This window comes from Streptomyces sp. NPDC001373, assembly GCF_042895815.1.
GTDB lineage: Bacteria > Actinomycetota > Actinomycetes > Streptomycetales > Streptomycetaceae > Streptomyces.
The window spans coordinates 368,021-390,018 of record NZ_JBIAWQ010000003.1; the positions used below are offsets into that span (position 1 = coordinate 368,021).

At 74.4% G+C, this 21,998-nt stretch carries 20 protein-coding genes; 14 read left to right on the forward strand and 6 right to left on the reverse strand.

The window, feature by feature from the left end:
* Nucleotides 1–138: 138 nt before the first annotated feature.
* Entirely contained in the window at nt 139–1,500 is a 1,362-nt protein-coding gene (locus ACFY15_RS09905) for an FAD-dependent oxidoreductase (RefSeq protein ID WP_390687269.1), read from the forward strand.
* 48 nt (nt 1,501–1,548) lie between these two features.
* Here the strand turns inward: ACFY15_RS09905 and ACFY15_RS09910 are convergent, their stop codons facing one another.
* Nucleotides 1,549–2,010: a hypothetical protein gene (locus ACFY15_RS09910; RefSeq protein ID WP_390687270.1), complete on the reverse strand. Its 462-nt coding sequence runs from the start codon at nt 2,008–2,010 to the stop codon at nt 1,549–1,551.
* 221 nt (nt 2,011–2,231) lie between these two features.
* Here ACFY15_RS09910 and ACFY15_RS09915 point away from each other — a divergent pair, with 221 nt between their 5' ends.
* The 8 genes from ACFY15_RS09915 to ACFY15_RS09950 all read left to right on the forward strand — a co-directional run bounded on the left by ACFY15_RS09915 (nt 2,232) and on the right by ACFY15_RS09950 (nt 13,055).
* Complete coding sequence (locus tag ACFY15_RS09915) at nt 2,232–2,894, forward strand: NADPH-dependent F420 reductase (RefSeq protein ID WP_390687271.1); 663 nt, start codon at nt 2,232–2,234, stop codon at nt 2,892–2,894.
* A gap of 106 nt (nt 2,895–3,000) precedes the next feature.
* Nucleotides 3,001–4,470, forward strand: coding sequence for a VWA domain-containing protein (locus ACFY15_RS09920; protein WP_390687330.1), 1,470 nt, complete (start codon nt 3,001–3,003; stop codon nt 4,468–4,470).
* Nucleotides 4,471–4,581: 111 nt separating this feature from the next.
* Nucleotides 4,582–6,348, forward strand: coding sequence for a glycosyl hydrolase family 18 protein (locus ACFY15_RS09925; protein ID WP_390687272.1), 1,767 nt, complete (start codon nt 4,582–4,584; stop codon nt 6,346–6,348).
* Between the two features lie 85 nt (nt 6,349–6,433).
* Nucleotides 6,434–7,039, forward strand: a complete 606-nt coding sequence (locus tag ACFY15_RS09930; RefSeq protein WP_390687273.1) for a HutD family protein — start codon at nt 6,434–6,436, stop codon at nt 7,037–7,039.
* Between the two features lie 69 nt (nt 7,040–7,108).
* Nucleotides 7,109–7,981 carry an RNA polymerase sigma-70 factor gene (locus tag ACFY15_RS09935; RefSeq protein ID WP_390687274.1) on the forward strand — a complete coding sequence of 291 codons (873 nt, stop codon included), beginning with the start codon at nt 7,109–7,111 and terminating at the stop codon, nt 7,979–7,981.
* Between the two features lie 178 nt (nt 7,982–8,159).
* A complete protein-coding gene (locus ACFY15_RS09940) occupies nt 8,160–9,119 on the forward strand; it encodes a PLP-dependent cysteine synthase family protein (RefSeq protein WP_390687275.1) in 960 nt (319 codons plus the stop codon).
* 118 nt (nt 9,120–9,237) lie between these two features.
* Complete coding sequence (locus ACFY15_RS09945) at nt 9,238–11,796, forward strand: ATP-grasp domain-containing protein (protein WP_390687276.1); 2,559 nt, start codon at nt 9,238–9,240, stop codon at nt 11,794–11,796.
* Nucleotides 11,793–13,055: an MFS transporter gene (locus ACFY15_RS09950; RefSeq protein WP_390687277.1), complete on the forward strand. Its 1,263-nt coding sequence runs from the start codon at nt 11,793–11,795 to the stop codon at nt 13,053–13,055. The genes ACFY15_RS09945 and ACFY15_RS09950 overlap by 4 nt, the downstream gene beginning before the upstream one ends.
* Before the next feature lie 85 nt (nt 13,056–13,140).
* On the opposite strand, the gene ACFY15_RS09955 is transcribed toward ACFY15_RS09950, so the two are convergent.
* The 4 genes from ACFY15_RS09955 to ACFY15_RS09970 all read right to left on the reverse strand — a co-directional run bounded on the left by ACFY15_RS09955 (nt 13,141) and on the right by ACFY15_RS09970 (nt 15,670).
* A complete protein-coding gene (locus tag ACFY15_RS09955; RefSeq protein WP_390687278.1) occupies nt 13,141–14,049 on the reverse strand; it encodes a carbonic anhydrase in 909 nt (302 codons plus the stop codon).
* 138 nt (nt 14,050–14,187) lie between these two features.
* Entirely contained in the window at nt 14,188–14,421 is a 234-nt protein-coding gene (locus ACFY15_RS09960) for a DUF6296 family protein (protein ID WP_390687279.1), read from the reverse strand.
* 80 nt (nt 14,422–14,501) lie between these two features.
* Complete coding sequence (locus ACFY15_RS09965) at nt 14,502–15,143, reverse strand: hypothetical protein (RefSeq protein WP_390687280.1); 642 nt, start codon at nt 15,141–15,143, stop codon at nt 14,502–14,504.
* A gap of 8 nt (nt 15,144–15,151) precedes the next feature.
* Nucleotides 15,152–15,670, reverse strand: coding sequence for a DUF4188 domain-containing protein (locus ACFY15_RS09970; protein WP_390687281.1), 519 nt, complete (start codon nt 15,668–15,670; stop codon nt 15,152–15,154).
* A gap of 90 nt (nt 15,671–15,760) precedes the next feature.
* Between ACFY15_RS09970 and ACFY15_RS09975 the strand changes: the two genes are divergently transcribed.
* Nucleotides 15,761–16,411, forward strand: a complete 651-nt coding sequence (locus ACFY15_RS09975) for a MerR family transcriptional regulator (RefSeq protein ID WP_390687282.1) — start codon at nt 15,761–15,763, stop codon at nt 16,409–16,411.
* Nucleotides 16,412–16,474: 63 nt separating this feature from the next.
* Here the strand turns inward: ACFY15_RS09975 and ACFY15_RS09980 are convergent, their stop codons facing one another.
* The gene (locus ACFY15_RS09980) at nt 16,475–17,095 is read right to left on the reverse strand and encodes an L-threonylcarbamoyladenylate synthase (protein WP_390687283.1); all 621 of its coding nucleotides are present in this window, start codon (nt 17,093–17,095) and stop codon (nt 16,475–16,477) included.
* A gap of 171 nt (nt 17,096–17,266) precedes the next feature.
* Between ACFY15_RS09980 and ACFY15_RS09985 the strand changes: the two genes are divergently transcribed.
* The 4 genes from ACFY15_RS09985 to ACFY15_RS10000 all read left to right on the forward strand — a co-directional run bounded on the left by ACFY15_RS09985 (nt 17,267) and on the right by ACFY15_RS10000 (nt 21,945).
* Complete coding sequence (locus ACFY15_RS09985) at nt 17,267–18,712, forward strand: Ig-like domain-containing protein (RefSeq protein ID WP_390687284.1); 1,446 nt, start codon at nt 17,267–17,269, stop codon at nt 18,710–18,712.
* Nucleotides 18,709–20,196 (forward strand): MFS transporter, encoded by a 1,488-nt coding sequence (locus ACFY15_RS09990; RefSeq protein WP_390687285.1) that lies wholly within the window; start codon nt 18,709–18,711, stop codon nt 20,194–20,196. Before ACFY15_RS09985 ends, ACFY15_RS09990 begins: the two co-directional genes overlap by 4 nt.
* Complete coding sequence (locus ACFY15_RS09995; protein WP_390687286.1) at nt 20,193–21,380, forward strand: anhydro-N-acetylmuramic acid kinase; 1,188 nt, start codon at nt 20,193–20,195, stop codon at nt 21,378–21,380. Before ACFY15_RS09990 ends, ACFY15_RS09995 begins: the two co-directional genes overlap by 4 nt.
* Before the next feature lie 307 nt (nt 21,381–21,687).
* Nucleotides 21,688–21,945 carry a hypothetical protein gene (locus tag ACFY15_RS10000; RefSeq protein WP_390687287.1) on the forward strand — a complete coding sequence of 86 codons (258 nt, stop codon included), beginning with the start codon at nt 21,688–21,690 and terminating at the stop codon, nt 21,943–21,945.
* Nucleotides 21,946–21,998: the final 53 nt, after the last annotated feature.

Genomic DNA, 21,998 nt, shown 5'->3' on the forward strand with positions numbered 1-21,998 from the left:
CGTCAGGCAGAAGTCGGGCTTTGGTGAGTCATAAGGTCGGCTTATGGGGTCATAAGCGGGAGGCGGGTAGGGGGTTAGGGTGGCCTTAGTTTAGGGTTTCCCTGATCAGTCAGATTGTCGGTCGAAGGGAACCCATCCATGCCTCGCCCTCTGCGGGTAGCAATCGTCGGCGCCGGCCCCGCCGGTATCTACGCGGCCGACGCGCTGCTGAAGTCGGAGGCGGCCACCGACCCCGGCGTCTCGATCGACCTCTTCGAGCGCATGCCGGCCCCCTTCGGCCTGATCCGGTACGGGGTCGCCCCCGACCACCCGCGCATCAAGGGCATCATCACCGCCCTGCACCAGGTCCTCGACAAGCCGCAGGTCCGCCTCTTCGGCAACGTCGACTACCCCGGCGACATCTCGCTCGACGAGCTGCGCTCCTTCTACGACGCCGTGGTCTTCTCCACCGGCGCCACCGCCGACCGCGCCCTCGGCATCCCCGGGATCGAGCTCGACGGCTCGTACGGCGCCGCCGACTTCGTCTCCTGGTACGACGGCCACCCCGACGTGCCGCGCACCTGGCCGCTGGAGGCCGAGAAGGTCGCCGTCCTCGGCGTCGGCAACGTCGCCCTGGACGTCGCCCGCATCCTCGCCAAGACCGCCGACGAGCTGCTGCCCACCGAGATCCCGCCGAACGTCTACGACGGCCTCAAGGCCAACAAGGCGCTCGAGGTCCACGTCTTCGGCCGCCGCGGCCCCGCGCAGGCGAAGTTCAGCCCGATGGAGCTGCGCGAGCTCGACCACTCGCCCAACATCGAGGTCATCGTCAATCCCGAGGACATCGACTACGACGAGGGCTCGATCACCACCCGCCGCTCCAACAAGCAGGCGGACATGGTGGCCAAGACCCTGGAGAACTGGGCGATCCGCGACATCGGCGGCCGCCCGCACAAGCTCTTCCTGCACTTCTTCGAGTCCCCGGCCGAGATCCTCGGCGAGGACGGCAAGGTCGTCGGCCTGCGCACCGAGCGCACCGAGCTCGACGGCACCGGCAACGTCAAGGGCACCGGCGAGTTCACCACCTGGGACGTCCAGTCCGTCTACCGGGCTGTGGGCTACCTCTCCGACGAACTGCCCAAGCTCCCCTGGGACGTCGAGTCCGGCACCGTCCCGGACGAGGGCGGCCGCGTCATCGAGGGCGGCGAGCACATGGCGTCGACCTACGTCACCGGCTGGATCCGGCGCGGCCCCATCGGCCTGATCGGGCACACCAAGGGCGACGCCAACGAGACCGTCGCCAACCTCCTGGAGGACCACGCCCGGGGACGGCTGCTCACTCCCGCCGCCCCCGAGCCGGAGGCGGTCGAGGCCTTCCTCGCCGAGCGGCAGGTCCGGTACACCACCTGGGACGGCTGGTACCGGCTCGACGCGGCCGAGAAGGCGCTGGGCGAGCCGCAGGGCCGTGAGCGCGTGAAGATCGTGGAGCGCGAGGAGATGCTCGGGGCGAGCGGCGCGTGAGACACCGGTGGGGCCCGCCGTCGGCGGGCCCCACCGGTGCGTCGGGGGTCAGTCCCCGATCGAGGTGATCTTCCGGGTCCGCAGGTCGGCCTGCACGTGGACCGTGGTCGTGGTGTTGCCGTTCCAGGTCAGGGCCACCGCGGCGTTGGTCTTGCCCATCCCGCTGTCGACCGAGGTCACCTTCCAGCGGAGCGGAACGTTCTGGGCGCGCAGCACCCCGTCGGCGTGGTTGGCCTCCTCCCACTGCCTCAGCTCCCGCTGGAGCGGCTCGGAGAGGTAGGCGGCGCGCAGGCGGTCCGCGGTGCGGCCGTCGCCGTCGTAGACCGCGTCGACGTAGGCGCCGTAGAAGTCGGCGATCCGGGTGAACGCCCCTTCAGGGCTGCCGGAGACGGACGGCGGCGCGGCGGCCGTGGCCGACGTGCCCGCGAGGAGGGCGAAGGAGAGGGCGGCCGCGCCTGCGGTGGCGGCGAGGGCGACGGAGGTGGCGCGCTGGGTCGGGAGCTGGAGCATCGGTCGGTACCTTTCCCCGTGATCACGTGCTGCCGGTACGGTCCCCGGCTGCCCCGGAAGACGGGGAGCCGCGGCCAGCGGGTTCTCCTTGTCCGGGAAATGGCGAGATTTCGCTCGTACGGGCGATCTGTGCCCCCGAGTCCGCGCGGCGGCGGAATGCGGCGGACCGGGCGGGGGTTGCGACGGACGCGATATCCGACTCCGTACGCACTGGAGAGCTCATGAAGATCGGCATCATCGGCGCCGGCAACATCGGCGGCAACCTCACCCGCCGGCTCACCGCCCTCGGACACGAGGTCCGCGTCGCCAACTCCCGCGGCCCGCACACCCTGGCCGACCTGGCCGAGGAGACCGGAGCCACCCCCGTCACGGTCGCCGAGGCGGCCCGCGGCGCCGAGATCGTCGTGGTCACCGTCCCCTTCAAGAACCTTCCCGACCTGCCCGCCGGGCTCTTCGAGGGGGCCGCCGAGGGGTTCGCCGTCATCGACACCAACAACTACTACCCGCGCCAGCGCGACGGCCGGATCGCCGCCGTCGAGGACGAGGGCCTCACCGAGAGCCGCTGGACCGAACGCCGACTGGGCCACCCGGTCGTCAAGGCCTTCAACGGCACCTACGCGGTCGACATCCTCGAACGGCCCCGCCCGGCCGGAGACCCGGACCGCATGGCCCTGCCCGTCGCCGGCGACGACGAGGCGGCGAAGAAGGCCGTCCGCGCCCTGATCGACGAGCTCGGTTTCGACACCGTCGACGCGGGCGGCATCGACGAGTCCTGGCGCCAGCAGCCCGGCACCCCCGTCTACGGGCTGCGCGCGGGCGCCGAGGAGGTCACCCGCGCCCTGGCCGAGGCCTCGCCCGTCCGCACGGAGGAGTTCCGCGGCTGAGCAGCGCGGCGGCCCGGACCCCGGCGGTGCCGGCGGTCCGGGCCGCCCAAGGGGGTTCGGCTGCCCGCGGCGGGGTCCACCGGGCAGACTGTGCGACGTGACGACTATGAGCAAAGGCGCCAATCTGCCGGTCGCGGCATCCTCCGTCAGAGCCGTGCTCGGCTGGTCCGGTGGGCCGGGCGTGCCCGACGTCGACGCGTCCGCGCTGCTGCTGGCCGGCAGCGGACGGGTCCGCTCCGACGGCGACTTCGTCTTCTACAACCAGCCACGGCACGCCTCCGGCGCCGTACGACACATGGGCAAGCGGCCCGGAGCCGACACGCTCGACGTGGACCTGGCCGCCCTGGAGCCGGACATCGCGCGCGTCCTGCTCTGCGCCTCCGCCGACGGCGGCACCTTCGGCCAGGTCCCCGGCCTCCACCTGAGGCTGCTCGACGCGGTGTCGGGGGCGGAGGTGGCCCACTTCGCGATCGAGGCCGGGCCGGAGACCGCCCTGGTGGGCGGGGAGCTCTACCGGCGGGCCGACGTCTGGAAGTTCCGGGCCGTCGGCCAGGGATACGCGAGCGGGCTCGCGGGACTGGCGACGGACTACGGCATCACCGTGGACGACGCCCCGCCCGCGCCCGCCGCCGCCCCGGCGCCTGCGTCCGTCCGGCCGCCCACCCCGGCGCCCGCGCCCGCTCCTGTCCCGCCCCTGGCCCCTGCGGCCGATCCCGCGCCGGCCCCCGCCTCCGCGCCGGCCCCCGCCCCCGTGCCCGTCGCGGTCCCCGCCGCCGCGCCCGCATCCGCGCCGGCCGAGACCGCTGTACGCCTGGTCAAGGGCGAGGAGTGGCTGCCCCCGGAGATGCGCGGCCGCCTCTCCCTGCGCAAGGAGCAGGTGGCCGTCAGCCTCCGCAAGGCCGGCGCCGCCGACGTCACCGCCCGCGTCGTCCTCGTCCTCGACGCCTCCGGCTCGATGAGCACCCTCTACTCCCGCGGCACGGTCGCCGGAGTGGTCGAGCGGATGGCCGCCGTGGCCGCCCAGCTGGACGACGACGGCGAGATGCAGGCCTGGACGTTCGCCACCAACCCCGCCCGCCTCCCCGACCTCGCCATCGGCGACCTCCCGGAGTGGCTGCGCCTGCACGTGCGCGTCGGCCAGATGGCCGTCTTCGGCCGCAAGAGGGCGCCCAAGGGCCTGCTCCCCGGCCAGGTCGACATGCGGCACGTGGGCTTCCAGAACGAGGAGCAGAAGGTCATCGCCGAGGTACGCGCCTTCGTACGGGCCCACCCCGTGCCCGCGCCCACCCTGGTCCTCTTCTTCTCGGACGGCGGGGTGTACCGCAACGCCGAGATCGAGCGAGAGCTGCGGGAGGCCGTGGAGGAGCCGGTGTTCTGGCAGTTCGTCGGTCTCGGCCGGGCCGGCTTCGGCGTACTGGAGCGCTTCGACACGATGCCCGGCCGCCGGGTCGACAACGTCGGCTTCTTCGCCGTCGACGACATCGACCGGATCTCGGACCCCGACCTGTACGACCGGCTGCTGTCGGAGTTCCCTTCCTGGATCCGCGCCGCCCGGCAGGCGGGCATTCTGCGCTGAACCCCCGGGCTCCCGGCGGAGCGCGGAGCGGTCGGACCCCTTGACCCGAAGATGGTCCAGACCAATGATGAGGCGTCCGCCCGTTCGCTCGCGCCCCACCGGGAGCCTTCGTTGAGACTGCGTCCGCATGCCCTCCGCCGCTTGGCGGCGGCCTGCGCCACCCTCGCCACCTCCGCCGCGCTGCTCGCCGCCGCCGGCGCAGGGCCCGCCCAGGCGGCCGGCCCCCGCGCGGCCACCCCACTGCCCGCGCACGTCTTCGCCCCCTACTTCGAGGCCTACTCCTCCGACAGCCCCGCCGACCTCGCGCAGAAGTCCGGCGCGAAGTACCTGACGATGGCCTTCGTCCAGACCGAGGCCAAGGGCTTTTGCACTCCGTACTGGAACGGCTCCACCCGGCAGCCCGTCGCCGACTCCGTCTTCGGCGCCGACTTCGCCGCCATCCGGGCCCGCGGCGGCGACGTGATCCCCTCCTTCGGCGGCTACGCGGCCGACAGCGGGGGCACCGAGATCGCCGACAGCTGCACCAGCGTCGACTCGATCGCCGCCGCCTACCAGAGGCTCGTCACGACCTACGACGTCAGCCGCCTCGACATGGATATCGAGGACAAGTCCCTCACCGACAAGGCCGGCGTCGACCGCCGCAACCAGGCCATCAGGAAGCTCCAGGACTGGGCCGCCGCGGCCGGCCGCCCCCTCCAGATCTCCTACACCCTCCCCACCACCACGAGCGGGCTCGCGAGCAGCGGACTGGCCGTCCTCAAGAGCGCCAAGGCCGCCGGAGCCCGGGTCGACGTGGTCAACCTGATGACCTTCGACTACTACGACGGCGCCGCCCACGACATGGCGGCCGACACCCGCACCGCCGCCACCGGCCTCCACAGCCAGCTGGCCGCCCTCTACCCGGACCGGACCCCCGCACAGCTCTGGGGCATGATCGGCGTCACCGAGATGCCGGGCATCGACGACTACGGCCCCGCCGAGACCTTCACCACGGCCAACGCCACCGCCGTCTACGACTGGGCGGTCTCCAAGGGCCTGGGCACCCTCTCCTTCTGGGCCCTCCAGCGCGACAACGGCGGCTGCCCCGGCACCGGAGGCTCCGACACCTGCTCCGGCATCGCCCAGGACCCCTGGTACTTCACGCACGCCTTCGCCCCGTTCACCGGCGGCGGCGGACCCGTCGCCGACGACTTCTCCGTCTCCGTGGCTCCCGGCTCCGCCTCCGTCGCCCCCGGCGGCACCACCACCGCCACCGTCTCCACCCAGGTCACCTCCGGCGCGGCGCAACCTCTCGCGCTGACGCTCTCCGGCGCCCCCGCAGGCGTGACGGCCACCCTCACCCCCGACGCGGTCACCGCCGGCTCCACCGCCCGGCTCACGGTCGCCGCCTCGGCCACCGCCGCGCCCGGCACCTACCCGCTCACCGTCACCGCCGCCGGCAAGGCCAGTCACTCCACCGGCTTCACCCTCACGGTCTCCGGCCCGGGCGGCGGCAGCGGCGCCCTGGTCAACGGCGGCTTCGAGACCGGCTCCCTCACCCCCTGGGCCTGCGAGAACGGCGGCTCGGTCGTCACGGCGCCGGTCCACTCGGGCACGTACGCCGTCCAGGGCAACCCGGACTCCGCCCACACCGGCGAATGCGCCCAGACCCTCACCCTGGCCCCCAACACCGCCTACACCCTCAGCGGCTGGGTCCAGGGCGACTACGCCCACCTCGGAGTCCGGGGCGGCGCGAATGCCGTCACCTGGACCAGCGCCACCGGGTGGACCAGGCTGGCGGTGCCCTTCACCACCGGCGCCTCCGGGACCGTCACCGTCTACCTGCACGGCTGGTACGGCCAGGGCCCGGTCCGCGGCGACGACCTCACCGTCGTCTAGGGCCCGTCCGGGTTAGGCTCGGCCCCACCGCCCGGAGCCTTCACCACCTCGCCGGGCGGTACGGACCCGAGGGAAGGAAACCCGCATGCCCGGCCCCGCCGCCGTCAGGATCCTGCGCGCCGCCGACCGTACGGCGGTGGCCTGGAGGAACGGCGGCGGGCTCACCCGCGAGATCGCGGCCGCGCCCGAAGGGGCCGGGACGGAGGACTTCGGATGGCGGGTCAGCCTCGCCGAAGTCGCCGCCGACGGGCCCTTCTCGGAGTTCCCCGGCGTCGACCGCACCCTCACGCTGGCCGAGGGCGCCGGCATGGACCTCACGGTCTCCGGCGCCCTGCGCCGCGTCGACGAGCGCTACGCGCCCTGCGACTTCCCCGGCGACGAGCCGACCGGGTGCCGGCTGCTGGACGGGCCGGTCGTGAACTTCAACGTGATGTACCGGCGCGGCCGCGTCGAGGCGCACACCGCCGTCGTCCGTGGCGAACTCGCCCTCGCGGGCCCGCCGGAGACCGTCCTCCTGGTGGTCGCCCTGGAGGGAGCGGCCCGCCTCGACCACTGCGGCGGGACCGTCGAACTCGGCCCGTACGACGCCGCCCTGCTGGAGGCCCCGGCGGTCCCGTGCCGGCTCCGCACCGCAGGCCGGACGGCCGTCGTCGCACTGCGGACGTCCACGGCGCGGGCCACCCTCGCCTAGCCCCAACTCCCCACGCCCCGGCGGCCCCCCGGGCTCGTGCGGGTCCGGTACCCCGTGCAGAATCGACCGGTGATCACGACCGAACCCGAGACCGACCCCTTCGACGAGCACCGGCGGCTCCTGTTCGCCACCGCCTACCGCATGCTGGGCACCGTCAGCGACGCCGAGGACATCGTCCAGGACGCCTGGCTGAGCTGGAACAAGGCCGACCGCTCGGAGGTACGCCACCCCAGGGCGTACCTCGTGCGCACGGTCACCAACCTGTCCCTGAACCGGCTCACCTCCGCCCGGGCCACCCGGGAGGAGTACGTCGGCCCCTGGCTCCCGGAGCCCCTGCTCACCTCGCCCGACGTGGCGCAGGACCGAGAGCTCGCCGAGAGCGTCTCCATGGCGATGCTGGTCGTCCTGGAGACCCTGTCGCCATTGGAGCGCGCCGTGTTCGTCCTGCGCGAGGTCTTCGGCTTCTCGCACGCGGAGATCGCCGGGTTCCTCGACCGTGAGGAGCCGGCGGTCCGGCAGATCTCCTCCCGCGCGCGCAAGCACGTCGCGGCCCGCCGACCGCGCTTCGACACCGACAGCGCGGAGCGCGAGCGCGTCACCGACCGATTCCTCAACGCCTGCGCCGGGGGCGACATCAACGCCGTCCTGGAGATGCTCGCTCCCGACGTCACCGCCTGGTCGGACGGCGGTGGCAAGGTTTCCGCCGCCCGCCGCCCGCTGCACGGCCCCGACCACGTGGCCCGCTGGCTTTTCGGCGTCCTGTCCAAGCCCGGCAACGCCGGGGCCGTCATCACCCGGGCCCTCATCAACGGCGAGCTCGGCCTGATCACGCGGGTCGGCGACACCCCGATCGCCGCTGTCACCTTCGACCTGGAGAACGGCCTGCTCCGCAACCTTCGCGTTCAGGTCAACCCGGACAAGCTCGCCGGCCTGCGCGGCTGAGCCCGCGCCCGGGCCGGCCCCGCCACGCGAGGGCCGGCCCGGGCGGTGCGCCGGTCACAGCCGCACGTGGTGCGCGAGCGAGGCTCGAGTTCCCCCCGAGCCGGGCACCAATCGCGCACCACCGCAGCTGGCTACCTTTCGGAGACCGACCGCACGTCCGCACCAAAGGGGGAGCCACGTGAACAACGCGCTCACCGCCGGCCGCATCGCGGCATCGTTCGAGGATCTCGTCGGCGAGACGCCGTTGCTCGAACTCCAGCTCGACGGCCTGCCCGCCACCGCCCGCGTCCTCGCCAAACTGGAGTCCGCCAACCCGCTGTCCAGCATCAAGGACCGGGCCGCCCTCTTCATGCTGCGGGCCGCGGAGGAGTCCGGCGCGCTCGTACCCGGTGCCACCGTCATCGAGTCGACCTCCGGCAACACCGGCATCGCCCTGGCCGCGCTCGCCGCCTCCCGCGGCTACCGGTGTCTGATCGTCCTCCCCTCCAACGCCTCCCGCGAGCGCGTGCTGACGCTGCGCATGCTGGGCGCCGAGGTCGAGTTCACCGACCACACCCTCGGCTTCCGCGCCTGCTGCGAGCGCGCCGAACAGCTGCACGCCGAGATGCCCGGCTCCTGGTACGCGCGCCAGCACGAGAACCCCGACAACGTCCGCGCCCACTACACGACGACCGGCCCCGAGATCTGGCGGGACTCCGGAGGCCGCGTCGACTACCTGGTGTGCGGGATCGGGACCGGCGGCACCATCACCGGCATCGCCCGCTACCTGCGCGAGCGCAACCCCGGCCTCAAGGTGGTCGCGGTCGAGCCCGCGGGCTCCGCGCTGCTCTCCGGCGGCGAGCCCGGCCCCCACCGCGTCCCCGGCCTCAACGGAGGCTTCATCAGCCCCGTCACCGACGTCCACCTCATCGACGAGGTGATCGCCGTCGAGGACGAGGACGCCGCCGCCACCACGCGCGCCATCGCCGCCCGCACCGGGCTCCTCGTCGGGATCTCCGCGGGCGCGGCCGCCTACGGATGCCTCGAACTCGCCCGCCGGCACGACCTGTCCGACACGGTCGTGGCGACCGTGTTCCCCGACAGCGGCGAGCGCTACCTCAGCTGGTGGCCGGAGGCGGCGTCCGCCGACCGGCCCTGAACGGCGGCCGGGGCCGCCGCACGGCGCACCCGGGCCCGCCGCCACTCCTTCCCCACCCCCACGCCTGCCCGAGTACGAGCCTGAAATTCCCTGCCGCCGCAGGGGGAGAAGAGAGCGAATGAACCCCGAGCGCACCCTGCTGCTCGTCGGTGGAACCGACGAGACCGTGCAGAAGGCCCACGACCTGGGGCTGAACGTGCTGCTCCTCCAGCACCCGACGAAGGTGAGCGAGGTGCAGAACCGGCTTGCCGCCGCCGTCGAGGTCGTCGACTTCACCGAGTGGTCCCTCGTCGAGCCCCTGGTGCGGGCCTGGCACGAGAGCCCCGGCTTCGCCGCGGTCGTCTCCCTCACCGAGCCGGGGCTGGAGAACGCGGGCCGGATCAACGACCTGTACGGGCTCGGGGGCACCGGCTACGAGGTCACCGCCCGGATCCGGGACAAGGCCGCCATGCGCCGCTACGTCGCCGAGCACGACCCGGAGCACGCGGTCGGGGCCCGCTCCCTGAAGACCCGTGAGGACCTGGACGCCTTCGGCGCCTCCTACGGCTTCCCCTTCATCGTCAAGCCCGTCGACGCCACCGCCAGCATCGGCGTCATGCGGGTGCAGGGACCCAAGGACGCCGACCGGGTCTGGGACGAGGTCACCCGGCTGTCGGGCACCCGCACCGACCGGGTCTCCTCCCTCTTCGTCCTCAAGGACTTCCTCATGGAGGAGTTCCTGGACGGCCCCGAGTTCAGCGTCGAGTCCTTCAGCTTCGCCGGCCGCCACGTGATCGTCACCATCACCGAGAAGTTCACCTCGGACGGCCACTTCGCCGAACTGGGCCACGCGGTCCCGGCCCGCCTCTCCGAGGCGGACGACGCGGCGATACGCGAGGGCATACGCGGCTTCCTCGACGTGATGGGCATGCGCGACGGCGTCTGCCACACCGAGGTCCGCCTCACGGCCAAGGGCCCGCGCGTGATTGAGGGCCACAACCGGATCGGCGGCGACTCCATCCCCGAACTGGTGCGCAGCGCCTTCGGCGTCGACCTGGTCACCCTCGCCGTCGGCCAGCCGTTCGGCCTGGTCGAGGAGCTGCCCGACCGGCCGCAGGCCCACGGCGGCGCCGCCGTGCGCGCCCTGGTCGGCACCCCGGGCACCACCGTGGAATCGGTCGCCGGCCTCGACGAGGCCCGCGCCGCCGAGGGCGTCATCTCCGTCACCGTGGGCGCCAGGCCCGGCGACGGCGTGCGCGTGCTCACCGACAACTGGGACCGGCTCGGCCTGATCGCCGTCTCCGCCGAGGACACCACGGCGGCGATCCGCCGCGGGGCCGAGGTGATCCGCGAGCACATCCGCATCACCCTCGCCCACCCCGACGGCGCCACCGTCCTCGCGCAGCCGTCCGAGATCGCCCCCCGCGAGAACCTGCTGATCATCCACCGCAACCCGCTGGAGCCGTTCCCGTACCGCTCCTGGCTGCCGGACCACACCGGTGACATCGTGGTCCTCGCCAACCGCGAGAAGATCGAACTCGCCGGCGAGAAGGTCCCCGACGGCAACCTCGGCTACACCCGCCTGGAGGTCCACGACGACTTCGACTCCCCGGGGTTCGAGGCCCGCGCCCTCGAACTCATGGCGGAGCACGGGATCACCGGCGTGACCGTGCTGCACGAGGGCGACATGGACCTCGCCGCCCGGCTGCGCCAGCGCTTCGGGCTGCGCGGCCCCTGGCAGGACGACGTCAAGCCCTTCCGCGACAAAGCCCTGATGAAGACCCGCGCCCAGGCCTCGGGCATCGAGGTCGCCGCCTGGGTCCAGCCGCGCTCCGCCGAGGAGGCCCGGGCCTTCGCCGAGGCCGAGGGCTTCCCCCTGGTCTTCAAGGAGCGCAGCGGCTTCAACGCGATCGGCCTGCGCATCCTGCGCGACGAGGCCTCCTTCGAGGAGAGCCTGACGGAGGCGTACGCCGCCGGCGAGCGCGACGACGTCCTGCTGGAGGCCTTCGTCCCCGGCCGCATGTGCCACGTCGACGGGGTGGTGCGCGACGGCCGGCTGGCCATGGCCTGGCCCTCCCAGTACCAGTACGACCTGTCCTCCTTCGCCTCCGACCCGGGCCCGCGCATCGACCTCACCCTCGACGAGGACGACCCGGTCACCCCGCGTCTGCTCGACCTCGCCGAGCGCGTCCTCGCCGCCCTGGCCCCCGAGGGCTCCCGGCTGCGCGACCACGCCTTCCACATGGAGGTCTTCCTCACCCCCGACGACCGGCTGGTGCTGTGCGAGATCGCCTGCCGTCCCGGCGGTGCGAAGATCCGCGAGGTCTTCCACAGCCTGTTCGGGGTGCACCTCGGCGAGTACGCCGTGCGCGCCGACGCGGGCCACCCGCTCCACGAGGCCGTCCGGCGCGGCGACGACCCGGCCGGGCTGCCCCGGCCGCGGCACATGGCGGGCCAGCTGCTCATGATGAAGCGGCCCGGACTGGTGCGCGAGCTCCCGGTGGTCCCCGACGAGCCCTGGCTCGACGGGTTCTGGCTCTACGCCGAGGAGGGCCAGGTCATCGCCCCGGCCTCCGGCTCCTCCGACTTCCTCGCCGCCGCCGTGGGCACCGCGCCGGACCGCACGGAGTGCGAGCGGCGGCTGCGTGAGCTCGGCGAGTGGGTGCGCGAACACAGCGTGATCGGGGACGCGTCATGACGGGGGCCCGCCTGTCGGCGAAGACGCGGTACATGCTGGGCATGGTGGTCGACGCCACCGGCGCCGGCATGTACCTGCCGCTGTCGCTGCTGTACTTCCACCACGTGACGGGGCTGCCGCTCACCCAGGTGGGCACCCTGATGACGGCCGCCGCGGTGATCGGTCTGATCAGCAACCCGGCGGCGGGCGTCCTCATCGACCGGTTCGGCGCCAAGGCCGTCGTCACCGGCGGGTACCTGCTGCGGGCCGCGGGCTTCTGCACGTATCCGCTGGTGGACAACGGCTACACGATGTTCTGCGTGATCCTGCTGGTGGCGCTGGGCGACACCTCGTTCCCGCCGGCGATCCAGTCGTTCATCGCGGAGTTCGTCAAGGGCACCGAGCGGGACAAGCTGCTCGCCGCGCAGCGCAGCCTGCGCAACGCCGGCCTGGGCGTGGGCGGTCTGATCGCGGGCGGTGTCCTCGCGCTCGGGAGCGACGCGTTCTACTACGTGATCGTGTTCTGCACGGCCGCCGGGTACGTGCTGGCCGCCGTCTGCTTCGGGTCCATCCCGATCCCGCGGACGGCGCCCGGCGAGGGGGCTCCCCGGGTCTCCCGCAAGGGCGGCTACCGGCTCGTGGCGCGCAACCGGCCGTTCCTCGCCCTGACCCTGCTCAACGTGCCGACCGCCTTCGGCTACACGGTGCTCGCCGTCGGCATCCCGGCGTACGTCACCCAGGACCTGGGCGCGTCCACCTCACTGGTGGGCGTCCTGTACGCCGTCAACACGGTCGGGATCGCCCTGCTGCAGATCCCGGTCACCCGGGCGCTCGTCGCCTTCCGCCGCTCCCGTGCGGTGGCCCTGGGCGCGGCGGTGTTCGCGGCCTCGTTCGTGGTCTTCGCCACCCTCGCCGCGGTGGGGGACAAGTCCGTCATCATGGTGGGCATCTTCGCCGCGACGGTCCTGTTCACGGCGGGCGAGCTGATGCACGGCGCCACGGCCTCGGCCCTGTGCGCGCAGGCCGCGCCGGAGGAGACGCGGGGCCGGCACCTCGCCGTCTACCAGCTCTCCTGGGCGGTGCCCAGCGCACTGGCCCCGGCCGTCCTGACGGCCCTGCTCACGCTGTCGCCGACGGCGATGTGGCTGGTCCTGGCGGTGGGCGCGACCGTCTCGGCGCTGGGCGTCCTGCGCCTGGAGCCCAGGCTGCCGCGCGAGGCGGTCTACCCGGCCCCGCAGCCGGCAAGGACCGTCCCGGCCGAGCCGGCGCCGGCGGCCTGACCGCCGCCGGCGACCACCCCGAGCCCCCTGCCGGGCCGCGTCCCCGCGGCCGGGCGGGGGGCTCGTGCGCGGGGCGGCGGCGGGCTCAGGACGGGAGGCCGGTCGGCGCAAGGGTGCCGCCCGGGACGGCGGTCCCGGCGGGCTCCGGCCCGCTCGTGCGGCCCCTCCCGCCCGTCCGGCTGGGGGTGCCCGTCGTGCCCGGGGTGCCCGTCGTGCCCGGGGTGTCCGTGCGGCCCGGTGTCGCGGCGGTCGGGGCGCCCGTGAGGATTTCCACCCTGCCCGTGTCGAGGGAGTAGTAGCCGCCGACCACCGCGAGGGCGCCCCTCTCCACGAGGGGGGCGAGGTCCCTGTTGGCGCGCAGGCCGTCGGCCGTCAGGGTGATCTGGTTGCGGATCATCCGGTCCACCGGGTCCGGGCCGCCCTGCCGGGCCGTCTGCTCGTACGCCGGCCGCAGGGCCCGGGCGATCGCCTCCAGGTTGCCGGGCAGGCGCTTCCCGTCGCGCGCCGCCTCGTAGGCCGCCTGGACGGCCCCGCAGCGTTGGTGCCCGAGCACCATGACCAGCGGGGTGGCGGAGGTCATCGGCCCGTACTCGACGGAGCCGGTGACGACCGGGCCGACCGCCTGACCGCCCGTGCGCAGGACGTACAGGTCGCCGAGCCCGGTGTCGAAGACCAGCTCGGGCGGCACCCGGGAGTCGATGCAGGCCAGGACCACCCCGTACGGTGTCTGGCTCCGGGCGACCAGCTCACGGCGCGTGGGGTCGCGGTCGGGGTGGCGGAGCGTGCCGTCCACCCACCGCCGGTTGCCCGCCATCAGCCGCGCGTAGGCCTCGGCCGGGGTGTCCGTCTGCGGGTTCGGCGCGGCGGGCTCGGGCCGGGCCCGGGTGCGGCCGGGCCCGCCGGCCGTCGCCGTGCAGCCGGAGAGCGTGCCCGCGGCCAGCGCCAGGCCGCCGGCCAGCAGGGCCGAGCGGCGTGGCGGTCCTGCCCTGTCCATCGTGTGTTCCTCCGGGTCGCCGTGCGGGTCCCGTGCGAGGCGACCCAGGCGAGTATCCGGCGCGGTACGGGTACGGCGGCTCCAGGCGCGAGCGGGCGCGGCCCGGTTTCGCACCGTCGGCCCAGCCCGGAGGGGCGGTCAGGATCCCGGCACCGCGCGTGCCGTCACGGGCTGGGAGGGGGCCTGGTGGCCGCCGGAGGCCAGCATCCGCACCTCGCCCCGGTCGCTGATCTCCGCACGTACGATGCCGGTGGCGTCGGAGTAGACCGGATGCCCGCCGGGCCCGGTCGACTCCGTCCGGTCGACGACCACGGTGTCCCCGTCCACCCCGGCGCCGCCGGGGAACGTCAGCTCGTACCGTCCAGCGCTCATGCCTCCATCGTGGGCCGCCCCCGCCCGCCCCGCCTTCCGGCTTTGCCCCCTCTTTGCCCCGGCCGCGCGGCGGCGGCGTCCTAGACCGGCGCGGTGCAGATCACGTCGTACGGGCGCCCGATCGACAGGGTCAGTTCCATGGGCTCGGTGGTGCCCGCCGGGCACTGCCCCTTCTCCTTGACCAGGTCGAGCACCTTGAAGGCGTCGTGCCCGGCGGACGCGCAGGCCACCTCCTGGGCGGAGGAGGAGACGCAGTCGCCCTTGACCAGCTGCCCGCCGCCGGCCCCCGCGTCCCCGGGGTGGTCGCCGGAGAGGTTGCGCCCGCACACCGTGTGGGTGGGGATCCCGCCGCCCTTGGACCCGTCCTTGGCGGAGGACCCGTACGACACCGACACGCGGATCATGAGGTCCGTCCCGGCCGGGCACTGGACCGAACCGGGGAGGATCCCGGCCGAGGTGACCTCCAGGGCCTTGAAGGTGGCGCCGGGCTCGTCACAGCCGAGCGGCCGGTAGCCGTCCGGCGCCTGCTTCGGGTCCGGGCCGCCGCAGTCGCCGACCCGCCAGGACCCGTGCCCGCCCTTCGACGACGAGGACGACGAGGAGGACCCGGACGGGCCGTCCTTGCCGCCGCAGGCCGCCGTGAGCACGAGGCCCAGGCCGAGCGCCGCTACGAGGCCGGCCCGCCGGGCGGCGGTGCGCCGGGTACTGCCGTGCTGGAACATGGTTCTCCCTATCGCTTCGTCGCGTCCGGCGCCGGCGGTCGGTACGCGAAGCGGTCGGCGCCGCGGCGCCCGCGCTTCTCCAGCGGCAGCACCCCCGTGGCCGCCGCCAGCCCGAACGGCGGCATGTCGAAGTAGACGGCCTCGTAGGAGCCCTGGGGCGCGACGTACGTCTCGTGCCAGAGCCCCACGTGCCGCCGCATCCCGCCGGCCCGTTCCCTGCGGTTGATCGCGGCCCACATCCGGTGGTGCAGCGCGTCGGGCGCCGCCGCGTAGGCGTAGAGCTTCTCCCTGGACTCCCAGTACTGGACCACGTAGTAGGTGCGCGGCGAGGCCGTCAGCAGGACGTGGTTGAGGAGCCCCCGGGCCCGGTCCTTCTTCAGCTCGCGCAGCATCCGCGGCATGCCCGTGAACACGGGCAGCCAGGAGTGCACGGCCCAGAAGTGGTTGATGCGCATCCCGATCAGCAGGACCACGGCGTCACCCTCGAGGGCTGCCGTGGTACGGCCCGGAACCGGTTTGGCGAACACGAGGCCTCCGGATGTGTACGCGGTTGGATAGCGCCACTGTCCAACAGGGCGCAATGGGATAGTGGCGCTATCCGAAGAAAGGCGCAAGGGATGCGGCTGTCAGAGTTGAGTGAGCGCAGTGGCGTCTCCACCGCGACCATCAAGTACTACCTGCGCGAAGGCCTGTTGGCGCCCGGGCGGCGGGTCAGCGCCACCACCGCCGACTATGACGAGGCCCACCTGCGCCGACTGCGCCTCGTCCGCACCCTGCTCCAGGTCGGCGGGCTGTCGGTGGCCACGGCCCGGGAGGTGCTGGGTCACGTGGACGACGACTCGCTGGGCCGGTCGATCCGCCTGGGTGCCGCCCTGTGGGCGCTGCCGCACCCGCCCGCGCCGGACGCCGAGGAGGAGGACGAGGCCCGGGCGACGGCGCGCCGGGAGGTCGACCGGCTGCTGGAGGAGGTGGGCTGGGAGAGCGCCCGCGAACTCGCCCCCCTCAACCCGGACCACACCTCGCTGGTGGAGGCGGTCGCCTCGCTGATCAGGCTGGGCTACCCGTGGAACGCGGAGATGATGACCCCCTACGCCCGGATGATGCACCAAGTCGCGGTCCACGACCTCGACTTCGTGGAGACCTACCCCTCGGAGGCGGAGCGGGTGGAGGCGGCCGTGGCCGCCACCATCCTCCTCGAACCGATCCTGCGGGCCATGCACCGCATCGCGCAGCAGGAGGAGACGGTCCGCCGGTACGGGATCACCTGACGGGGCGCCGGGCCCTGCGGACCGGGACCTGCGGCCCGGGCCCGGCGGCCGGACCGCCCGGGACTACTCGAAGCGGTCGGTGTCGCCGGCCCCCCGGCGGACGATCTCGGCCTCGCCGCTGGAGAAGTCGATGACGGTGGTCGGCCGGGTCCCGCAGTCCCCGGAGTCGACGACGGCGTCCACCACGTGGTCGAGCCGCTCCTTGATCTCCCAGCCCTGCGTCATCGGCTCGTCCTCGCCGGGCAGCAGCAGGGTGCTGGAGAGCAGCGGCTCGCCCAGCTCCTCCAGCAGCGCCTGGGTGACCACGTGGTCGGGGATCCGCACGCCGACCGTCTTCTTCTTCGGGTGCAGCAGCTGGCGCGGCACCTCCGACGTGGCCTTGAGGATGAACGTGTAGGGGCCCGGCGTCGAGGCCTTGATCGCGCGGAACACGTCGTTGTCCACGTGGACGAACTGCCCCAGCTGCGCGAAGTTCTGGCACACGAGCGTGAAGTGGTGCTTGTCGTCGAGCTCGCGGATCTGCCGGATCCGTGCCAGGCCCTCCCGGTTGCCCGGCTGGCACCCCAGAGCGAAACAGGAGTCCGTGGGATATGCGATGAGCGCGCCGGAGCGGATGCTGTCGGCCACGCCGCTGATGGTGCGCCGCTGAGGGTTCTCGGGGTGCACGTCGAAGTACTTCGCCATCCGCCGAGCGTACGGGACGGGGGAGCGGGCCGTTCCGCCCGGCCGTCCCCTGCTCCGTCCGGGTTCACTTGCGGTGCCCGTTCGGCCGCAGGACCGGGTTTACGATCATCGGTTCGGCTTCCTGTCGCTTTTGATACTGCCCTGCGGACGTACGACAACCGGGAGGGCCGCGTGGCTGTGTCGCGGACGAAGGCGTGGAGCACGGCGGCCGCGGTGACGGGGGCCCTGCTGGCCGTCGCCGCCGCCCCGGGCCGTACCGCGGGGTCCGGCACCCCGCAGGGCGCGGACGCGCCCGCCGCACGGGACGCGGCGGTCACCCTGCTCGTGGGACGGAGCCTGGACGCACGGGCCCTGGACCGCGGCCGGGCGCCCGCCGCCCGCTGGTGCGCCGCCCCCGCCTTCGCGAGCGGGCCGTGCGGAGCCTGGCGGGAGCAGCGGGTGCGGGCCACCGCCCACGGGGCCGCGTCCCTCCTGTGGAACCCGGGACTCGGCACCACCGCCACGCTCCCGACCGCCGCCGGCGGGCCGCTGGAGGTCGCCCTCGCCCACGCCGAGGCGGGCCGCCTCACCGACGTGACCGTCCTCGACGGGCACGGGCGCCGGCTGGCCGGAGAGGTCGCCCCGGACAGCGGCCGCTGGCACAACACCGAACCCCTGCGCGCGGGGGAGGCCTACACCCTCCAGGTCGGCGCCCAGGACGGCGACGGCACCCCGGTCGGGGTGACCCTCGCCTTCCGCACCGCCCGGCCCGCCGCCGAAGGGAGCCGTCTCACCGCCGAGTTCGGCCCCCGCCCCGGCACCTACGGCGCCGGCGAGATCGTCACCGCCGAACTCAGCCACCCGGTGCCCGCCGACGCCCCCGAGGCCCGCGCCCGTGTGGAACAGGCCCTCCAGGTCACCTCCGAACCCCACGTCGAGGGCGCCTGGCACTGGGTCGACGCCACCACCCTGCACTTCCGGCCCCGCACCTACTGGCCCGCCCACACCGTGGTCCGCGTCCGCAGTGGCCTCGACGGGGTCGAACTGGGCGAGCACGGCTACGGGGGCCCCTCCGAGCCCCTGGAGTTCACCGTCGGCGACCGGATCGAGGCCGTCACCGACTCCGCCGCCCACGAGATGACCGTACGCCGCAACGGCCGGGTCATCCGCACCATCCCGGTCACCACCGGCAAGGCGGGCTTCCTGACCCGCAGCGGCATCAAGGTCGTCCTCGGCAAGGAGGCCAAGGTCCGCATGCGCGGCGACACCGTCGGCATCCAGAAGGGCACGAAGGAGTTCTACGACCTGCCCGTCCTCTACGCGACCCGGGTCACCTGGAGCGGCGAGTACGTCCACGCCGCGCCCTGGTCGGTCGAGGCGCAGGGCGCGGAGAACGTCAGCCACGGCTGCACCGGCATGTCCACCGAGGACGCCGCCTGGTTCTACGAGACGGTCCGCGAGGGCGACATCGTCGAGGTGGTCAACAGCGGCGGCGACCGGATGTCCCCCTTCGACAACGGCTTCGGCGACTGGAACGTGGACTGGCGCACCTGGCTGGCCGGCAGCGCCCTGACCCCCGCCGCCCACCCCGCCCCCCGCACCGACACCGCCGCCTCCCGCCTCGACCCGACGACGTGACCCCCCTCGGGCCGCGCCCCGCGCCCCCGCCGGCGCACCGGGTGCTGCTCGCGGGCGCGGCCGGGAACTTCGTCGAGTGGTACGAGTTCGGGGTCTACGGCAGCTTCGCGACGGTCCTCGCCGCCCACTTCTTCACCCCCGGCCCGGGGACGGGCCGGGCGGGCGCCGGCCCGCTGCTCGCCGTGTACGCCTCGTTCGCGGTGGCCTTCTTCCTGCGCCCCGCCGGGGCCCTGCTCTTCGGCCGCCTCGGCGACCGCATCGGCCGCCGCCCCACCCTGGTCCTGGTCGTGGGCCTGATGACCCTCGCCACCACCCTGATCGGCCTGCTCCCCACCCGGGCCACGGCCGGGGCCGCCGCGCCCTGGCTGCTCACCGCGCTGCGCGCCCTGCAAGGGCTCAGTGCCGGAGGGGAGTTCGGCGGGGCGGTGGCCCTGATGACCGAGCAGGCGCCGCCGGGCCGGCGCGGCCGCTACGGAGCCTGGCAGTCCTTCACCGTCGCCCTCGGCCTCCTCGCCGGCGCCGGCACCGCCGCGCTCCTGGCCTCGCTGCTGCCGCCGCAGGCCCTCATGGCCTGGGGCTGGCGCATCGCCTTCCTCCTGGCCCTCCCCCTGGGCCTGACCGCCCTCCACCTGCGCCGCAACCTCCCGGACCCCCTGCCCGCCGCCGTCCCCGCCCCGCCCCCGGACACCGCGGACCCCCGCAGCGGCCGGGGGCACGGCGCCCTCCTCCCGGCAGCCTTCGGCCCCGCAGCCTTCGGCCCCGCAGCCTCCGGGCCCGCACCCTCCGGCCCCGCACGGGTGGCGCCCGCAGCCTCCGGCCCCGCGCCCGTGGCGCCCGCAACCGCCGGCGCGGCGGCCGGCGCCCCCGTGCCGGGGCCGGGCCACGGAGGCGCGGTGTCGGTCGGCCGGGTGCTCGTTCTCGGGGTCGGGAGGATCATGGGCTGGTCCGCCGCCGGGTACACCTTCCTCGTCGTGCTGCCCTCGTACCTCCAGGCCACCCTCGGTGCCTCCCTCCGCGAGGCCCTCGCCGCCACCGTCCTCGCCAACCTCGGCTTCGCCGCCGCGATCCTGCCCGCCGGGATCCTCAGCGACCGGGTCGGCCGCCGCCCCGTCATGCTCGGCGGGGCCCTCGCCGTCACCCTCCTCGCCCTGCCGCTCCTGCACCTCCTCCAGGACCCCGCCGCCCCCGCCCCCGCCAGGGCGGCCGCCGTCGTCGGCGCGGGCGCCGCCGTCGGGCTGCTGGCCGGGCCGGGGCCCGCCATGCTCGCCGAGACGTTCCCCGCGCACGTCCGCTGCACCGGCCTCGGCGTCGCCTACGCCCTCGCCAACGCGCTGTTCTCCGGCTGCGCCGGCCTGGTCGTCACCGCCCTGACCGCCGCCACGGGTGACAGCGACGTCCCCGCCTACTACGCCGCCGGCACCTGCGCCCTCAGCGCCCTCGCCCTGGCCGGCCTGCGCGACGGCCACCGAGGGGCCCTGCGGTGAGGGTCGTCGGCCTGATGTCGGGCACCTCGTACGACGCCGTCGACGCGGCGGCTGCCCGGCTCACCCTCGAGGACGGCGGCGAGACCCTGCGCCTGGACCCGCTCGGCATGGTCAGCGCCCCCTACGAGGACACCCTGCGGGCCGGACTGGCGGCGGCCCTGCCGCCCGCGCCCACCGCCCTGGCCGACGTGTGCCGCCTCGACACCCTCATCGGCCGGGCCTTCGCGGACCTCGCGGCCCGCGCCGACCGCGAACTGTGCGGCGGCCGCGCCGAACTGATCGCCTCCCACGGCCAGACCGTCTACCACTGGAGCGACGGCGGGCGGGTCCACGGCACCCTCCAGCTGGGCCGCCCCGCCTGGATCGCCGAGGTCACCGGCCGCCCCGTCGTCTCCGACTTCCGCCCCCGCGACATCGCGGCCGGCGGCCAGGGCGCCCCCCTGGTCGGCCTGATCGACCTGTTGCTGCTGCGCGGCCGCCCCGGCGCCCCCGCCGCGCTGAACATCGGCGGGATCGCCAACGTCACCGCCCTGCCCCCGGCCGGCCCGCCCGTGGCCTTCGACACCGGCCCCGGCAACGCCCTGCTCGACGCGGCCGTAAGCGAACTCACCGCCGGACGCCTCGGATACGACGAGGACGGTGCCCTCGCCGCCGCCGGCCGGGTCCACGCACCGCTCCTGCGGCGTCTGCTGGCCGAGCCGTACTACCGGCTGCCCGCCCCCAAGACCACCGGCAAGGAGCTCTTCCACCCCGGCCACCTGCGGGCCGCCCTCGACGGCCTCGGCCCCCTCGCCCCGGACGACCTCCTCGCCACCCTCACCCGTCTCACCGCCCGCACGATCGCCGACGCCCTGCGCCCGCTGCGCGCCACCGAGGTCATCGCCTCCGGCGGCGGCACCCGCAACCCGGTCCTGATGCGGATGCTCCGCGAGGAACTGCCCCCGGGCACCGCCCTCCTGGGCTCCGAGGCACTCGGCCTGCCCGCCGCCGCCAAGGAGGCGTACGCCTTCGCCGTGCTGGGCTTCCTCACCCTGCACGGCCTGCCCGGCAACGCCCCCGCGTGCACCGGCGCCCGCGGGCCCCGGGTGCTGGGCTCCCTCACCCCGGGCCGCCGCCCGCTGCGGCTGCCTCCCGCCCCGGCCCGCCCTCCGCTGCGGCTGGCCGTCGGACCGCCGCCGGGGTGACGGACGGGGGCTCGCCCAGCGGTCCCGACCGGGCCGGGACACCCGCCTCATGCGCCCGGGACGCGGGGCGCTCCAGGATGGGAACCGACGCACCGAGCGGCCGGGGAGGCCGACATGCGCACAGCGCACCGGACCACGGCGAACACGCCCCGCTCGGGGCCGGAGAGACTGCTTCGCGCCCGGCTCGCTCAGCCCCGGGGCCGGGCTGACGGTCTGCCTCACCGACCGCCTCGGCCGGGACCCGGGCGTCTCTACGTCGGTGGTCCGGAGCCGGACGGGCCGGAGGAACAGGAAAGAAGGAACCCTCATGAACACGAAGACCGCTCGCATCGTCCCGGCCGCGCTCCTGGCCGCGGGCGTGGTCCTCTCCGGCCCGGTGGCGCTGGCGGCCCCGCAGCACGGGACGTCCTCGGCCGCCTCGGTGGTCGACCACCGGTCGTCCGGGAAGAAGGGCCCCTATTCCAGCAAGGCGGCCTGTGAGTCGGCCGGGCGCTACGGGTACTACAAGAGCTACCACTGCTCCTACGAGCACTACAAGTGGTGGCTGTACTACTACACGTCCTGACCGGAGGTCATCCCTCCGCGCCGGGGCCCGGGACGTCCGTCCCGGGCCCCGGC

Excerpts from the sequence above, each read along its gene's own strand:
- ACFY15_RS10000 (WP_390687287.1), top strand. The coding sequence starts at position 21,688 with ATGAACACGAAGACCGCTCGCATCGTCCCGGCCGCGCTCCTGGCCGCG.
- ACFY15_RS09950 (WP_390687277.1), top strand. The coding sequence starts at position 11,793 with ATGACGGGGGCCCGCCTGTCGGCGAAGACGCGGTACATGCTGGGCATG.
- ACFY15_RS09955 (WP_390687278.1), bottom strand. The coding sequence starts at position 14,049 with ATGGACAGGGCAGGACCGCCACGCCGCTCGGCCCTGCTGGCCGGCGGC.
- ACFY15_RS09915 (WP_390687271.1), top strand. The coding sequence starts at position 2,232 with ATGAAGATCGGCATCATCGGCGCCGGCAACATCGGCGGCAACCTCACC.
- ACFY15_RS09930 (WP_390687273.1), top strand. The coding sequence starts at position 6,434 with ATGCCCGGCCCCGCCGCCGTCAGGATCCTGCGCGCCGCCGACCGTACG.
- ACFY15_RS09920 (WP_390687330.1), top strand. The coding sequence starts at position 3,001 with ATGAGCAAAGGCGCCAATCTGCCGGTCGCGGCATCCTCCGTCAGAGCC.
- ACFY15_RS09965 (WP_390687280.1), bottom strand. The coding sequence starts at position 15,143 with ATGTTCCAGCACGGCAGTACCCGGCGCACCGCCGCCCGGCGGGCCGGC.
- ACFY15_RS09960 (WP_390687279.1), bottom strand. The coding sequence starts at position 14,421 with ATGAGCGCTGGACGGTACGAGCTGACGTTCCCCGGCGGCGCCGGGGTG.
- ACFY15_RS09905 (WP_390687269.1), top strand. The coding sequence starts at position 139 with ATGCCTCGCCCTCTGCGGGTAGCAATCGTCGGCGCCGGCCCCGCCGGT.
- ACFY15_RS09910 (WP_390687270.1), bottom strand. The coding sequence starts at position 2,010 with ATGCTCCAGCTCCCGACCCAGCGCGCCACCTCCGTCGCCCTCGCCGCC.
- ACFY15_RS09945 (WP_390687276.1), top strand. The coding sequence starts at position 9,238 with ATGAACCCCGAGCGCACCCTGCTGCTCGTCGGTGGAACCGACGAGACC.
- ACFY15_RS09975 (WP_390687282.1), top strand. The coding sequence starts at position 15,761 with ATGCGGCTGTCAGAGTTGAGTGAGCGCAGTGGCGTCTCCACCGCGACC.
- ACFY15_RS09980 (WP_390687283.1), bottom strand. The coding sequence starts at position 17,095 with ATGGCGAAGTACTTCGACGTGCACCCCGAGAACCCTCAGCGGCGCACC.